The organism is Pseudomonas sp. G5(2012) (genome assembly GCF_000408945.1).
In the GTDB taxonomy this organism is placed as follows: domain Bacteria; phylum Pseudomonadota; class Gammaproteobacteria; order Pseudomonadales; family Pseudomonadaceae; genus Aquipseudomonas; species Aquipseudomonas umsongensis.
Window position 1 is genome coordinate 60,185 of record NZ_APIO01000090.1, and the last position, 15,910, is coordinate 76,094.

At 60.5% G+C, this 15,910-nt stretch carries 12 protein-coding genes; 10 read left to right on the top strand and 2 right to left on the bottom strand.

What is annotated here, in order from left to right; translation table 11 throughout:
* Window positions 1–16: 16 nt before the first annotated feature.
* Window positions 17–982, bottom strand: coding sequence for a 2-hydroxyacid dehydrogenase (locus tag PG5_RS24290; RefSeq protein WP_020799772.1), 966 nt, complete (start codon window positions 980–982; stop codon window positions 17–19).
* A 91-nt stretch (window positions 983–1,073) separates the two neighbouring features.
* Between PG5_RS24290 and PG5_RS24295 the strand changes: the two genes are divergently transcribed.
* From PG5_RS24295 to PG5_RS24325, 7 genes are all read left to right on the top strand, one after another.
* Window positions 1,074–1,703, top strand: coding sequence for a LysE family translocator (locus tag PG5_RS24295; protein WP_020799773.1), 630 nt, complete (start codon window positions 1,074–1,076; stop codon window positions 1,701–1,703).
* A 152-nt stretch (window positions 1,704–1,855) separates the two neighbouring features.
* Entirely contained in the window at window positions 1,856–3,538 is a 1,683-nt protein-coding gene (locus PG5_RS24300; RefSeq protein ID WP_020799774.1) for a fatty acid--CoA ligase, read from the top strand.
* A 337-nt stretch (window positions 3,539–3,875) separates the two neighbouring features.
* Window positions 3,876–5,813, top strand: a complete 1,938-nt coding sequence (locus PG5_RS24305; protein ID WP_020799775.1) for a DUF1302 domain-containing protein — start codon at window positions 3,876–3,878, stop codon at window positions 5,811–5,813.
* Between the two features lie 26 nt (window positions 5,814–5,839).
* Window positions 5,840–7,204, top strand: a complete 1,365-nt coding sequence (locus PG5_RS24310) for a DUF1329 domain-containing protein (protein WP_020799776.1) — start codon at window positions 5,840–5,842, stop codon at window positions 7,202–7,204.
* Between the two features lie 303 nt (window positions 7,205–7,507).
* Window positions 7,508–10,246 (top strand): LuxR C-terminal-related transcriptional regulator, encoded by a 2,739-nt coding sequence (locus tag PG5_RS24315; RefSeq protein ID WP_020799777.1) that lies wholly within the window; start codon window positions 7,508–7,510, stop codon window positions 10,244–10,246.
* Between the two features lie 75 nt (window positions 10,247–10,321).
* Window positions 10,322–10,966 carry an MBL fold metallo-hydrolase gene (locus tag PG5_RS24320; protein ID WP_020799778.1) on the top strand — a complete coding sequence of 215 codons (645 nt, stop codon included), beginning with the start codon at window positions 10,322–10,324 and terminating at the stop codon, window positions 10,964–10,966.
* A gap of 104 nt (window positions 10,967–11,070) precedes the next feature.
* Window positions 11,071–11,775 (top strand): OmpA family lipoprotein, encoded by a 705-nt coding sequence (locus PG5_RS24325; protein ID WP_020799779.1) that lies wholly within the window; start codon window positions 11,071–11,073, stop codon window positions 11,773–11,775.
* 244 nt (window positions 11,776–12,019) lie between these two features.
* On the opposite strand, the gene PG5_RS24330 is transcribed toward PG5_RS24325, so the two are convergent.
* On the bottom strand, window positions 12,020–12,454 hold the full coding sequence (locus PG5_RS24330; protein WP_033045648.1) for a YhcB family protein: 435 nt from the start codon (window positions 12,452–12,454) through the stop codon (window positions 12,020–12,022).
* 144 nt (window positions 12,455–12,598) lie between these two features.
* Between PG5_RS24330 and PG5_RS24335 the strand changes: the two genes are divergently transcribed.
* From PG5_RS24335 to zapE, 3 genes are all read left to right on the top strand, one after another.
* Window positions 12,599–13,228 carry an alpha/beta hydrolase gene (locus PG5_RS24335; RefSeq protein ID WP_020799781.1) on the top strand — a complete coding sequence of 210 codons (630 nt, stop codon included), beginning with the start codon at window positions 12,599–12,601 and terminating at the stop codon, window positions 13,226–13,228.
* A gap of 24 nt (window positions 13,229–13,252) precedes the next feature.
* Complete coding sequence (locus PG5_RS24340) at window positions 13,253–14,608, top strand: tryptophan--tRNA ligase (RefSeq protein WP_020799782.1); 1,356 nt, start codon at window positions 13,253–13,255, stop codon at window positions 14,606–14,608.
* A gap of 90 nt (window positions 14,609–14,698) precedes the next feature.
* On the top strand, window positions 14,699–15,793 hold the full coding sequence (zapE, locus tag PG5_RS24345) for a cell division protein ZapE (RefSeq protein WP_020799783.1): 1,095 nt from the start codon (window positions 14,699–14,701) through the stop codon (window positions 15,791–15,793).
* The last annotated feature ends 117 nt before the right edge of the window (window positions 15,794–15,910 follow it).

The window sequence follows — 15,910 nt, forward strand, 5'->3', positions numbered from 1 at the left end:
AAAGTGCCGCAGTTTATCAACTGACGACCCGCAGCGCCTTAGCGCTGAAGTATCCCTGGGCGTTTTCGGTCAACTGGCCGACGATTCGTTGCCGCGCTTCGCGACTGCCCCAGGCGTTGTGTGGGGTGACGATCAGGCGTGGAATGTCCTGGGCCAGCAGTGGATTGCCATTCACCGGCGGCTCCACGCTCAGCACGTCAGTGGCGGCACCCCCCAGGTGACCGTTGCGCAAGGCATTGGCCAGGGCCTGCTCGTCGATCAGGCCGCCACGGGCGGTGTTGACCACGAACGCGCCGGCCTTCATCGACGCCAGTTCACGGGCCCCGATGAAGTGACGGGTGTGTTCGTTGAGCGGACAGTGCAGGGTCAGCGCATCGATTTGCGGCAGCAGCTGTTCCAGCGGCAAGCGGTCTGGCCGGGCAGGGCGACCCGGAATCTGGCCCAGCAGCACGCGCATGCCAAACGCTTCGGCCAGGCGCGCGACCGCGCCGCCCAATTCGCCGTGACCGAGCAAGCCGAGGGTTTTGCCTTGCAGCTCAACGATCGGGTAATCCAGCAGGCAGAACTGTTTGGCTTGTTGCCAGCGCCCTTCACCGACGGCTTTCTGGTAATCGGCCAGGCGCGTTGCCAGGTTGAGCAGCAGCATGATCGTGTGTTGTGCCACCGATGGCGTGCCGTAACCCTGGCAGTTGCACACGGTTATTCCGTGGGCACGGGCGGCCTCGAGGTCGACGTTGTTGGTGCCGGTGGCGCTGATCAGGATCAGTTTGAGTTCGGGGCTGGCCGCGATGGCGGCCGCGTCGATCCGGATCTTGTTGGTGATGGCGACGGTGGCGCCCTTGAGGTGTTCGATCACTTGGTCGGGCAGGGTCTGGGCGAACAGCTGCAGTTCGCTAAAGCATTCGCGCAGGGGGCTGAGGTCGAGATCGCCCAAGTCCAGGGACGGGTGGTCGAGGAAAACAGCGCGGTGAATGTTCGTCATCAACTGTACCTTTTGTGCAATGAACTGAAGGCGTAATCTGCCGAGCCTACCAGATGAAATAAATAGTTACGCTTGGCCTGAAGGAGCCCTCATGTACTGGACCGAGTTCTTGACCGTTGCGCTGATTCACCTGCTGGCCGTGGCCAGCCCCGGCCCGGACTTTGCCGTGGTGGTACGGGAAAGCGTGACCCATGGTCGTCGCGCCGGCACCTGGACGGCGCTTGGGGTCGGTTCGGCGATTTTTCTCCATGTCGGCTACTCGCTGCTGGGCATCGGCCTGATCGTGTCGCAGTCGATCGTCCTGTTCAACGCCTTGAAATGGGCCGCCGCCGCTTATCTGCTGTACATCGGCTTCAAGGCGCTGCGGGCGCAACCGGCCAAGGCCGTGACAGACGACCTGCACAAGGAAGCCGGCGAGCGCACCGCGCGTGGCGCCTTCACTTCCGGGTTCGTGACCAACGGCCTGAACCCGAAAGCCACGCTGTTTTTCCTGTCGCTGTTCACCGTAGTAATCAACCCGCATACGCCGCTGGCCGTGCAGGCCGGTTACGGGGTTTACCTGGCGGTGGCAACGGCGATCTGGTTTTGCCTGGTGGCCATGTTGTTCAGCCAGCAGCGCGTGCGCGCCGGTTTCGCCCGCATGGGGCATTGGTTCGACCGGACCATGGGCGCGGTGTTGATCGCCATTGGCGTGAAACTCGCGTTGACCGAGATGCACTGAGCGTAACGGTCCACGTTTACCGGCAAATGATGGCGCAATGCCGGTATTCGTACGGCTCTGCAAATCATTCCTTTGGCTGATTTGGCTGGCGATCAGGGGCACTACAGTGCTCACTCTACAGCCACGACCGAGTAGTCAGAAAAGGGATTCTTATGTTGCAGACTCGCGTTATCCCCCCAGCCGAAGGCGCTTACCAGTATCCGCTGCTGATCAAACGGCTGCTGATGTCCGGTGCGCGTTATGAGAAAACCCGTGAGATCGTCTACCGCGACCAGTTGCGCTACAGCTATCCGACCCTGATCGAACGGGTCGCACGGCTGGCCAACGTGCTGACGGCTGCCGGGGTCAAGCCCGGGGATACCGTGGCGGTGATGGATTGGGACAGCCACCGATACCTGGAATGCATGTTCGCCATTCCGATGATCGGCGCGGTGATCCACACCATCAACGTGCGCCTGTCACCGGAACAGATCCTCTACACCATGAATCACGCCGTCGACCGCTTTGTCCTGGTCAACAGCGAGTTCGTGGGACTGTACAACGCGATCGCCGGGCACCTGACCACGGTCGAGAAAACCCTGCTCCTGACCGACCTCCCGGAAAAGACGGCCGACTTGCCAAACCTCGTCGGTGAGTACGAGCAATTGCTGGCAGCGGCAAGCCCGCACTACGACTTCCAGGACTTCGACGAAAACTCGGTGGCGACCACGTTCTACACCACGGGCACCACCGGCAACCCCAAGGGCGTGTACTTCACCCATCGGCAGTTGGTGCTGCACACCATGGGCGTGTCGACGATCATGGGGTCGATCGACAGCGTGCGCCTGCTGGGCACCAACGACGTGTACATGCCCATCACGCCGATGTTCCACGTACATGCCTGGGGCCTGCCCTATGTGGCGACCATGCTCGGGCTCAAGCAGGTGTATCCGGGACGCTACGATCCGGAGTACCTGGTGGAGTTGTGGCGCAAGGAAAAGGTCTCCTTCTCGCATTGCGTGCCGACCATCCTGCAAATGGTCCTCAATGCCAAGGCTGCCCAGGACACCGACTTCGGAGGCTGGAAAATCGTCATCGGTGGCAGTGCGCTCAATCATGCGTTGTACGACGCGGCCAAGGCCAAGGGCATTCAATTGACCGCTGCCTACGGCATGTCGGAAACCGGCCCACTGGTATCGTGCGCTCACCTCAATGACGAATTGATGGCCGGCTCCGAGGACGAACGCACCACCTATCGGATCAAGGCCGGTGTGCCAGGGCCGTTGGTGGAGGCGGCAATCATCGACACCGAAGGCAATTTCCTGCCCGCCGATGGTGAAACCCAAGGTGAACTGGTGTTGCGCGCACCGTGGCTTACCGAGGGTTATTTCAACGAACCACAAAAGGGGGCCGAGCTCTGGGCCGGTGGCTGGCTGCACACCGGGGACGTGGCGACCCTGGACAGCATGGGCGTGATCGATATCCGCGACCGGATCAAGGACGTGATCAAGACCGGCGGCGAGTGGATCTCCTCCCTCGACCTCGAAGACCTGATCAGTCGCCATACGGCGGTACGCGAAGTAGCAGTGGTGGGGATTGCCGATCCGCAGTGGGGCGAGCGGCCGTTTGCCTTGCTGGTGCTGCGCGAGGGCCATGCCATTGGAGCCCGGGAACTCAAGGAGCATCTCAAGCCGTTCGTGGAACTGGGGCACCTGAGCAAGTGGGCCATTCCAAGCCAGATCGCCATTGTTACTGAAATTCCCAAGACCAGTGTCGGTAAGCTCGACAAGAAGCGAATTCGCGTCGACATCACCGAGTGGCAGGCCAACAACAGCACCTTCCTCTCGACGCTTTAAGCGTCCCTTGGCGTGCCCAAAAGGGCACGCCAGCCCCACCAAGCAAGCGCTTGGCTTGTCAAATTCGTATTTTCAGCCATTCTTGCCGGGCCGACGGGTGTCGGCATGGCAAAGGACTGGTCCAGAGTGCCTGGCAGGCGCAAATCACACTTTAGAGGGATCAAGCACTACTACCTGCTGGCTATAGTCCGCTCAAGGATTTTTAAGAACGGAGCAAACGCACAAACCGGGGCGATGCAACTTTGGAATGACTTTGGGAAGCCGTGGCTCCCTGTTATCCAAGCGTTTTTAGAAGTGCTATTTGCCATAACAATAAAATGCACATGGAGAAGCGTCGATGACATCAGTAAACCAGTTCTGGCGCCGGGCGAAATTGCCGTTGGCCGTCAGCCTTGCCTCTACGCTCGCCGGGCCTGCATTCGGCGTCAGTTTCAACATCGGTGAAATCGAAGGTCAGTTCGACTCTTCCCTGTCGATCGGCGCGAGTTGGTCTACTGAAAGCGCCAACAAAAACCTCATCGGCGTCAACAACGGCGGTCGTGGCCTGTCCCAGACTTCCGATGACGGCCACCTGAACTTCAAGAGCGGTGAAACCTTCTCGAAAATCTTCAAGGGCATCCATGACCTTGAGCTGAAGTATGGCGACACCGGCATTTTTGTCCGTGGCAAATACTGGTACGACTTTGAACTCAAGGACGAAAGCCGTCCGTTCAAGGACATCAGCGACGACAATCGCAAGGAAGGCGCCAAGTCCGCTGGCGGTCAAATCCTCGATGCCTTCGTCTATCACAACTACGCCATTGCCGATCAGCCGGGTTCCGTACGCCTGGGCAAGCAAGTGGTGAGCTGGGGTGAAAGTACCTTCATCGGCAGCGGTATCAACTCGATCAACCCGATCGATGTGTCCGCATTCCGTCGTCCCGGTGCCGAGATCAAGGAAGGCCTGATCCCGGTCAACATGTTCTACGTGTCCCAGAGCCTCACCGAAAATCTCTCGACCGAAGCCTTCTACCAGATCGAATGGGACCAGACTGTCGTCGACAACTGCGGCACGTTCTTCTCGCAGCCGGACGTGATCGCCGATGGTTGCGATAACAACCTGGCGGTACTGCGTACCCAGAACGGGCTCAACAATGCGCTGGCGGCGGCGGGGCTGCCGGCCGGGGCGCGTAACGCTGCCATCAATACCCTCGGCGCCAGGGGCGTGACCTGGGGTAACCCGGACGAAGGCGTGATCGTTCGTCGTGGCCCGGATCGCGATGCCCGTGACAGCGGCCAGTTCGGCGTGTCCTTCAAGTACATGTTCGATCCACTGGACACCGAGTTCGGTGCCTACTTCATGAACTACCACAGCCGTGCGCCGATTTTCAGTGGTCATGGCGCACCGGCGAGCGCTTACAGTGGTGCTGGCCTGGTAGGCGGGCTGGTGGGCTCCGGCCTACCACTGGGTGTGGCGGCGGGCCTGGCGCCGACCTTGCTGCCGTTGGTGGTGGCGGGCAACTCCAGTTACTACGTTGAATACCCTGAAGATATCCGACTGTATGGCCTGAGCTTCTCCACCACATTGCCTAGCGGCACCGCGTGGAGTGGTGAAGTCAGCTACCGGCCGAATGCGCCGGTCCAACTCAACACCACCGACATCCTGTTCTCGGGCCTGACGCCGCTGAACCCTAACGTTTCCGTACTTCAGGGCACGCCAGGGCAGGACCAGCAAGGTTATCGCCGCAAGGAAGTGACCCAGCTGCAAACGACCTTGACCCACTTCTTCGACCAGGTGATGGGCGCCGAGCGTCTGACCCTGGTGGGTGAAGTCGGCTGGACCCACGTCGGCGGCCTGGAAAGCAACTCCAAGGCACGTTACGGCCGTGACCCGAGCTACGGCCCTGGTCCATTGCCGAACAACCAGTGCGTAACTTTGAACAGCGGCACGCTGGCAGGCGGACCGCAAAACAACGTCAGTCGCTACTGCGAAAACGACGGCTTCACTACTGCCAACTCCTGGGGCTATCGCGGTCGCGCCATCTGGGAATACAACGACGTATTCGCCGGTGTGAACCTCAAGCCGAACGTGGCCTGGTCCCACGACGTGGAAGGTTACTCCCCTGGCCCAGGCGGCAACTTCGAGGAAGGTCGCAAGGCGGTCAGCCTGGGTGTCGATGCCGAGTACCAGAACACCTACACCGCAAGCCTGGCGTACACCAACTTCTTCGACGGCAAGTACACCACCGTGGATGACCGCGACTTCGTTGCGCTCAGCTTTGGCGTGAACTTCTAAGCACTATTTTCAGGACGAGTACACACATGAAAATAACCAAGAGTCTGTTCCACGCCGGTGTCCTGGGACTGTCGTTGCTGGCGACCAGCGTAATGGCAGCGGTCCCGGCGGCAGAAGCGGACAAGCTGGGCAAGAGCCTGACCCCGATGGGCGCCGAAATGGCGGGCAATGCCGACGGTTCGATCCCGGCCTGGAAACCGATGCCGAAAAATGCCGGCAGCGTCGACAGCAAGGGTTTCCTGTCCGATCCGTACGCCAGCGAAAAACCGCTGTTTACCATCACCGCGCAGAACGTCGACCAGTACAAGGCCAAGCTCGCTCCGGGCCAATACGCGATGTTCAAACGCTACCCTGAAACCTACAAGATGCCGGTTTACCCGTCCCATCGCGGTGCCACCGTGCCGGATGAGGTGTTCGCCTCCATCAAGAAGAACGCCACCACCACCGAGCTGGTATCAGGCGGTAACGGGCTGAAAAACTTTGAAACCGCGATACCGTTCCCGATTCCGAAAAGCGGCGTGGAAGTCATCTGGAACCACATCACCCGTTATCGCGGCGGCAGCGTAACCCGACTGGTCACCCAAGCCACGCCACAGCCGAACGGTTCGTTCAGCCTGGTGTACTTCCAGGACCAGTTCGTATTCCGTGACAAGATGAAGGACTACGATCCGGCGAACCCGGGCAACATCCTGTTCTACTTCAAGCAGAAAGTGACCGCGCCGGCACGTCTGGCCGGTGGTGTGCTGCTGGTGCACGAGACCCTCGACCAAGTGGCGGAACCGCGTTCGGCATGGGTCTACAACGCCGGTCAACGTCGCGTGCGTCGTGCGCCACAAGTGTCCTATGACGGACCGGGTACCGCGGCAGACGGCCTGCGTACCTCCGACAACCTGGACATGTACAACGGCGCGCCGGATCGTTACGACTGGAAGCTCGAAGGCAAGAAAGAGATGTACATCGCTTCCGACGCCTACAAGCTCGATGATCCGAAGCTCAAGTACAGCGACATCATCAAGGCCGGCCACATCAACCAGGACCTGGCTCGCTACGAGCTGCGCCGGGTATGGCATGTGGTGGCAACCTTGAAGGAAGGTCAGCGCCACATCTACGCCAAGCGTGACTTCTACATCGATGAAGACACCTGGCAGGCGGCTGTGATCGACCACTACGACGGTCGTAATCAACTCTGGCGCGTGGCGGAAGCTCATGCCCAGAACTATTACAACGTCCAGGTGCCGTGGTACACCCTGGAGGCTCTGTACGACCTGCAATCGGGTCGTTACCTGGCACTGGGCATGAAGAACGAAGAGAAGTCGGCGTATGACTTCGGCTTCACTGCCACCACCAGCGACTTCACCCCGGCGGCATTGCGCCAGGATGGTGTTCGCTAACGTGCAATGACCTGAGGCCGCATCCTCCGGAAAAACGCCCCGACTGGTTCGGGGCGTTTTTTTTGCGTTTTCACTGTAGGAGCGAGCATGCTCGCGAAAAACCAGAGAGCACCGCGTGGTGCCAGACTTCACGCGCTATCGTTCACGACCATCGTCGGAACGCCGCCCGGAGCAGGCTCGCTCCTACAGTGTGTGTAGACTTTTTGTAGCCATTTGTAGCAATAACCTTCATTCCGTCCTCGTTTACCGCTAGTCTGCGGACATCTGCAACGCCGCCACCCGCAACACTAACAAGAGCCGGCCATGACTGATCTGTCCCCACCACCAGGTCCTGCAAGCGTCGCTGTCGCCGCGCTGGACGGGCGCTTTTTCAGGCCGCCATTGCCGGACGGCCATGTGCTGCGTCCACGCTTGTGCGAGCGCCTGAGCGCCGGTCTCGGTGGCAGGTTGCTGCTGGTCAGCGCACCGGCCGGGTTCGGCAAGAGTTCGTTGGCGGTGGAGTTCTGTCAGGCACTGCCGCCGCACTGGCAAAGTCTCTGGCTGGGTCTGAGTCCGCGTGACAACGACCCGGGCCGGTTCCTCGAGCGGTTGCTCGAAGGCCTGCAGGATTTTTTTCCGCAACTGGGCAGGCAGTCCCTCGGATTATTGAAGATGCGCCAGCGTCATCAGCCGTTCGCCTTCGAAGAATGGCTGGACGGGCTGCTCGACGAGCTGGCCGTGCATCTATCGACGGCGAGCCCCCTGTTGCTGGTGCTCGATGACTATCACCTGGCCCAGGGGCCGGTGCTCGATCGCTGCCTGCAGTTTTTCCTCAACCACCTTCCTGATGGCTTGCTGGTGATGGTCACCAGTCGGCAGCGTCCGGACTGGCACCTGGCGCGGTTGCGCCTGTCGCGCCAGCTGCTGGAGTTGCATGAACAGGATTTGCGCCTGACCCACGATGAAGCCTTGAGCCTGCTCGATCGGCACAGCAGTTCATTGCGTGGCGAGGCGCTGGAAAACCTGATCCAGCGCAGCGAAGGCTGGGTTGCCGGGTTGCGCTTCTGGTTGCTGGCCGCCTCCGAGGCAGGCAATCAGGGGGCATTGCCCCAGGCACTGCACGGTGGGGAAGGGTTGATCCGCGATTACCTGCTCGAAGAAGTGATCGATTGCCTGCCCGCCGAGGTACAAGCCTTCCTCTACGACACCGCCCACCAGGAGCGTTTTTGCAGCGAACTGTGCGACGCCATTCGCGACGCCCATGACAGCGCCGAAATCCTGCGCTTCCTGGCTGCCCACCAAGTGTTCCTGGTGCCGCTGGACGAACACGGCCACTGGTATCGCTATCACCATCTGTTTTCCGACCTGCTACGCACCCGGCCGGGCGCGCAATCGATGGTGCCGGCCGCCAGCCTGCACCTGCGTGCCTGTCGCTGGTTCAACGCCCAAGGCTTGCTCGATGAAGCGGTCGAGCAAGCGTTGCGAGCCGGGCACCTGGACGTTGCGGCAAACCTGGTGCAAAACCTTTCCGAAGAACAACTGCTGGCTGAACAGAACGTCGGCATGTTGCTGCGCTGGAAAATGGACTTGCCCGATAGCCTGCTGATCAGCACGCCTCGCCTGATCGTGCTCTACAGCTGGGCGTTGGGCTTGGCCTGCCAGCTGGACGCTGCCGAGGAACTGGCCAGCCACCTGAGCCGCTTCCTGCCAGCGCCGTCGGCCACCGCGCAGAAGTCGATGCTGGCGCAATGGCTGGCCCTGAGCGGGATCATCGCGCGCGGGCGCGGTAACCGCGAGCTGACCCTACGTTACTGCACCGAAGCGCTGGAGAGTCTTCCGTGCAAGCGCTATGGCCAGCGATTGATGTGCCTTTCGACCCTGTCCAACCTGGCGATTGCCGATGGCGACATGTGGCGTGCCAGGGCGTTGAACCGTGACTCCCTGGAACTTGCGCAACGGGTTGGCAATCCGCTGTTCGAGGCGCTGGCCCACTACGACCGGGCTCGTGTATTGCAGGCGCGGGGCGAAATACTGCGAGCACTGGATGAAGTCCGCCAAGGGCTGCAACGCTTGCAGGGGCTACCGGCGCAGCGGCTCTTTGCCGTACGTGCCCGACTGACGTTGTATGAGGGCTTTCTGTTGGCCTTGCGCCTGCAACCTCAAGCGGCGCGGCTGCGCTTGCAGGCCGGTTTAGGAGAAGCCCGCGCCTGTCGTGATATCAGCGTGCTGATCGGCCATTGCGTGATCGCCCGGCTTGAAGGCAACAGCGGTGAGTTCGCCAAGGCCTTTGCCGAGCTCGCCGAAGCCGAGCGGCTGATGCACATCTGGGACGTGCCGCCGATCTACTACCTGGCAATGATTACCCTGGTCAAATGCGAACTCTGGCTGGCCCAGGGGCGTACCGACCTGGCGCAAGCCTGGCTGGCGCGCTTGGGGCAGACCTACAACGGCGAGCAACCCGCCGCGCCACCGGAGTTCCATCCGCAACTGCCGCTGCACATCGAACTGCAGCAAGCGTTGCTGGAGGTCATCCAGAACCAGCCGATGCTGGCCGAAGGGCGATTGAACGCGCTGCTCGAACATGGTCAGCAAACCGGTCGGCAGATGCTCAGTGCAATGGCGCTGACGCAAAAAGTTTCGCTGTTGCTGGCCAGCGGGCGCGAACCCGAGGCCCGCAAGGCGCTGGTCCAGGCATTGGACGCCGCAGCCGGCGGCGTATTGCAACCCTTTGAAAAGCTATTGGCCGAGCATCCGGACTGGCTGCGTGGGCAGCTTCAACTCTGTGCGCCGACCCCGGTTACCCAGGAACTTGCAGACAAACTTCCAGTCATGACCTCTCGCCCGACGCTGGAGCCCATCCCCGCGTCAGAACAACTCAGCACCCGGGAAATGGCGGTCCTGCGCCTGATCGCCCAAGGCTGCTCGAATCAGGAAATCAGCGACCAGCTGTTCATTTCCCTGCACACGGTGAAAACCCATGCCAGTCATATCAACAGCAAGCTGGGGGTAGAGCGACGCACGCAGGCGGTGGCGCGGGCGAAGGAATTGGGGGTGTTGGTGTAGCGTTGGGTTCCTCACGTCCCCGCAATCGGACATGCCTGTGCCAGAATAGGCCATCCATTTTTCCCAGGAACACCCATGGACGCTGCCAAACCTGCGCTGATCCGCGAAACCTTCCCTGTCGGCCCGTTGCAGTGCAACTGCACGATCATCGGCGACCCGATCACGAAAAAAGCCATCGTGGTCGACCCGGGCGGCAATCACGAACTGATCCTCGCGCGGCTCGATGCTTTGGGCTTGAAGGTGGTCAGTATCATTCACACCCACGCGCACCTCGATCACTTCCTGGCCTCTGGCCAGTTGAAGGAAAAAACCGGCGCCACCCTGCATCTGCACAAGGAAGATCAATTTCTTTGGGACAACCTGGAGATGCAATGCCAGATGTTCGGCGTGCCCTACACGCCGGTACCGTCACCGGACCGCTGGCTGGCAGACGATGAAGAGTTGGCGTGTGGTTGTGGTGTGGCTTTGCACACACCGGGTCACACCCCAGGCTCCATGAGCTTCTGGTTCGCCGACGCGAAGCTGCTGATCGCCGGGGATACCTTGTTCCGGCGCGGGGTAGGGCGCACGGATCTATGGGGCGGCGATCAGGCGACCATCGTGCGTTCGATCAAGCAGCGCTTGTATACCCTCGACGAAGAGGCGACGGTCGTGGCCGGACATGGTCCGGATACGCGCTTGGGTGATGAAATGCGCGAGAACCCTTTTGTTCGCGCCTGATTTGTAACGAGTGGAATTTTTACCTCGGGAAATGATCCAACGCCGGCAATGGTTCGATGCTTGAAACCGTTGCACCACAGAATGCAAAAAAGTAGGAGCTCTACATGTTCACCACGCCTCGTTTGATTATTGTCGCTACTGCCGTGGCTTTGTTGGCCGGTTGCGCATCGCCCAACCCCTACGACAACCAGGGCCAGGCCGATAGCGGCTCCACGGGCATGAGCAAAACCGCCAAGTACGGTGGCCTCGGGGCTCTGGCAGGTGCAGTGGCCGGTGCTGCCATCAACCACGACAACCGTGGCAAAGGCGCGCTGATCGGTGCAGCCGTAGTGGGCGCTTCCGCTGCCGGTTACGGCTACTACGCCGACCAGCAGGAGAAAAAATTGCGGGCGAGCATGGCCAACACCGGTGTCGAAGTGCAGCGTGAGGGTGATCAGATCAAGCTGATCATGCCGGGCAATATCACGTTCGCCACCGATTCGGCGAACATCGCTTCGAGCTTCTACCAGCCGCTGAACAATCTGGCCGGCTCGCTGAAAGAGTTCAACCAGAACCAGATCGAAATCGTCGGTTACACCGACAGCACCGGCAGTCGCCAGCACAACATGGACCTGTCCCAGCGTCGTGCCCAGAGCGTGGCGACCTACCTGACCTCGCAAGGCGTGAGCGGCACCAACCTGAGCGCCCGCGGCGCCGGCCCGGATAACCCGGTCGCCAGCAACGCCGATGCCAATGGTCGGGCGCAGAACCGCCGGGTAGAGGTCAACCTGAAGGCGATTCCAGGCCAGCAGTACGGTGCTCAGCAATAAGGCAGCATCGCCTGACTGAACTCCAGGTATAAAAAACCGCCCGATCTTCAACAGACCGGGCGGTTTTTTTTTGTGTTGCCACAACGGGCCCCATCGCGAGCAGGCTCGCTCCCACAGTTGAAGCGTATTTTTCTGTGGGAGCGAGCCTGCTCGCGAAGGGGCCGGCACAGGCAAAGAGGCATTCAGAAACAAAAAGCCCTCGAACATTCACATGTCCGAGGGCTTTTTCACACCTGAAACCTGATTACTTCTTCAGGCCGTAATGCTCATCGAGCATGCCCGGCGCGTTCGGGGCTTTCGGTGCGTAGTCGCGCGGTGGTTCCTGATTGCGCGGCGGCGTCAGGCGTTCCCGTGGAGCCTGCGTTGCATCGGCGTGCAGGGAAGCCAGCAGGCGTTGACGAGTCTGTTCGTCCAGGGCCAGGCGGTTGGCACCCTCGGCGAGGTGATCCTGCACTTCCTGATAGCTTTGAGTCAGTTTCTTGACCAGTGTCGCGGTGCTGTTGAAGTGGGTCACCACTTCGTTCTGATAATTGTCGAAACGTTCCTGAATATCGTCCAGCTGACGTTGCGTGCTGCTAGGCGCGGCATTCGGCGCAAGGCGAGCGATCAGAAACCCAATGGCGACACCCACAACCAGGGCAAGAGTCGGTAACAACCAAACTAAGAGCGAGTGTTCCACGAGTCCTTCCTCTATAAACGGCTTTGCTTTACGTTAACGGCTCGAACCTGCGCTGTATACCGCGATTCACTCGCAATAGACAGCCACAGACAATTTGCTAGACGAGTCGACCCGATTCGAGGTCACGGAGTTCCTTCCTTGCTTATGCGCGAAACACCTGTAGTGATTGATGGCCCTGTCGGCCAACTGGAAGCACTGTACCTGGACAACGAGCAGTCGCGTGGCCTGGCGCTCATCTGTCATCCGAACCCGGTGCAAGGTGGCACCATGCTCAACAAAGTGGTCTCGACGTTGCAGCGCACTGCGCGCGACGCTGGACTGGTCACCCTGCGCTTCAACTATCGCGGCGTCGGTGCCAGCGAAGGCACCCACGACATGGGCACCGGCGAAGTCGACGATGCCCAGGCGGTCGCCGAATGGTTTCGGGCCCGACACCCGGAATTGCCGCTGACCCTGTTCGGTTTTTCCTTCGGTGGTTTTGTTGCGGCAAGTCTCGGCGGGCGCCTCGAGGCCAAGGGCGAGAAGCTCAAGCATCTGTTCATGGTCGCACCGGCGGTCATGCGTCTGGGCGCTGAGGATCAACTGCCGCAGCAGGGCGAATTGACGTTGATCCAGCCCGAAACCGACGAAGTGATCGATCCGCAGCTGGTTTACCAATGGTCCGACAAGCTCGAACGTCCCCATGAGCTGCTGAAAGTGGCAGAATGCGGACACTTTTTTCATGGCAAGCTGACCGATCTCAAGGATCTGATCCTGCCGCGTCTCTCGAATTGATTGCAGTCTGACAAGCGATTACCCATGACGACTCGTACCCGTATCCTCACCGGCATCACCACCACCGGCACGCCGCACCTGGGCAACTACGCAGGCGCCATCCGCCCGGCGATCCTTGCCAGCCGTGACAGCAATGCCGATTCGTTCTATTTCCTGGCCGACTACCACGCCCTGATCAAGTGCGATGACCCGCTGCGCATCCAGCGCTCGCGCCTGGAGATCGCCGCGACCTGGCTGGCCGGTGGCCTGGATGTGGACCGCGTGACCTTCTACCGTCAGTCCGACATTCCGGAAATCCCCGAGCTGACCTGGCTGCTGACCTGCGTCGCCGCCAAGGGCCTGCTCAATCGCGCCCATGCCTACAAGGCCTCGGTGGACAAGAACATCGAGACCGGTGAAGACCCGGACGCCGGCATCACCATGGGCCTGTACAGCTACCCGGTGCTGATGGCCGCGGACATCCTGATGTTCAACGCGCACAAGGTGCCGGTCGGTCGCGACCAGATCCAGCACGTGGAAATGGCCCGGGACATCGGCCAGCGCTTCAACCACCTGTTCGGCCAGGGCAAGGAATTCTTCACCATGCCCGAGGCGTTGATCGAGGAAAGCGTGGCCACGCTGCCGGGCCTGGACGGCCGCAAGATGTCCAAGAGCTACGACAACACCATTCCGTTGTTCAGTAGCGCCAAAGAAATGAAGGATGCGATTTCCCGTATCGTCACCGACTCCCGTGCACCGGGTGAGGCAAAAGATCCGGACAATTCGCACCTGTTCACCTTGTTCCAGGCGTTCGCCACCCCCGCGCAAGCTGACGAATTCCGCAGCGACCTGCTGCAGGGGCTGGGTTGGGGCGAGGCGAAGAACCGCCTGTTCCAACTGCTGGACAGCGAGCTGGGCGAGTCCCGCGAGCGTTACAACCAACTGATCGAGCGCCCGGCGGATCTTGAAGACATCCTGCAGCACGGGGCGAAAAAGGCGCGGACAGTCGCGACTCCTTTCCTCAACGAATTGCGCGAAGCGGTAGGCCTGCGTTCGTTCGTTGCCCAGGCTCAAGTGGCAACGACCACCAAGAAGAAAGCCGCGAAGGCTGCGCGTTTTGTCAGCTTCCGTGAAGATGACGGCAGTTTCCGCTTCCGTTTGCTGGCGGCCGATGGCGAGCAACTGTTGCTGTCGCGCAACTTCGCCGACGGTAAAACCGCCGGGCAGGTGACCAAGCAGCTGCAGTCGGGCCAGCCATTGGACGTGCGCAGCGAAGCCCTGGGCTTCAGCGTCTGGCTTGAAGATCAGTGCGTGGGTGACAGCCCGGCGTTCGCTGACAGCGGCGCGCGTGATGCGGCGATCGAGGCTTTGCGGATCGCCCTGACGCCAGTCCAGGAATAATCAACGGCTCGGCCCGACCAAGGGCTGATTGCCATTCCCACGGGCCATCGCTACAGTGACGGCCCGTTTTTGTTGCCTTGCTAACGAATTATGACGCCCCTAGAACGATATCAAGCTGATCTGAAACGCCCGGAATTCTTCCATGATGCCGCGCAGGAAACTGCCGTGCGTCATCTGCAGCGCCTGTACGACGATCTGGTCGCGGCCGAGCAGAACAAGCCGGGCCTGCTGGGCAAACTGTTTGGCAAGAAGGATCAGGCGCCAGTCAAGGGCCTGTACTTCTGGGGCGGCGTGGGTCGCGGCAAGACTTACCTGGTCGACACCTTCTTCGAAGCGCTGCCGTTCAAGGAAAAGTCCCGGACTCACTTCCACCGCTTCATGAAGCGCGTGCACGAAGAGATGAAGACCCTGGGCGGCGAGAAAAACCCGCTGACCATCATTGCCAAGCGCTTCGCCACCGAAGCCCGGGTGATCTGCTTCGATGAATTCTTCGTCTCCGACATCACCGACGCCATGATCCTCGGCACCTTGATGGAAGAACTGTTCAAGAACGGTGTCACCCTGGTCGCGACGTCGAACATCGTGCCGGACGGCCTGTACAAGGACGGGCTGCAACGCGCGCGCTTCCTGCCGGCCATCGCGCTGATCAAGCAAAACACCGAGATCGTCAACGTCGACAGCGGCGTCGACTATCGCCTGCGTCACCTCGAACAAGCGGAGCTGTTCCACTTCCCGCTCGACGAAGCCTCCCACGAAAGCCTGCGCAAGAGCTTCCGCGCGCTGACGCCGGAATGCACCGCAGCGATCGAAAACGACGTGCTGATGATCGAGAACCGCGAAATTCGTGCCCTTCGCACCTGTGACGACGTGGCGTGGTTCGACTTCCGCGAACTCTGCGACGGCCCGCGCAGCCAGAACGACTACATCGAACTGGGCAAGATCTTCCACGCCGTGTTGCTCAGCGGTGTCGAGCAGATGAGCGTCACGACCGACGACATCGCCCGACGGTTCATCAACATGGTCGACGAATTCTACGATCGCAACGTCAAGCTGATCATTTCTGCCGAAGTCGAACTCAAGGACCTCTACACCGGTGGTCGCCTGAACTTTGAGTTCCAGCGAACCCTGAGTCGCTTGCTCGAAATGCAGTCCCACGAATTCCTGGCCCGGGCGCACAAGCCGTAGGACGATTCGAAAAATAAAAAGGGCCTGCATTTGCAGGCCTTTTTTTACGCGCTGAAAATCCCCTGTAGGAGCTGCCGCAGGCTGCGATCTTTTGATCTTAAAAATCAAAAGATCGCA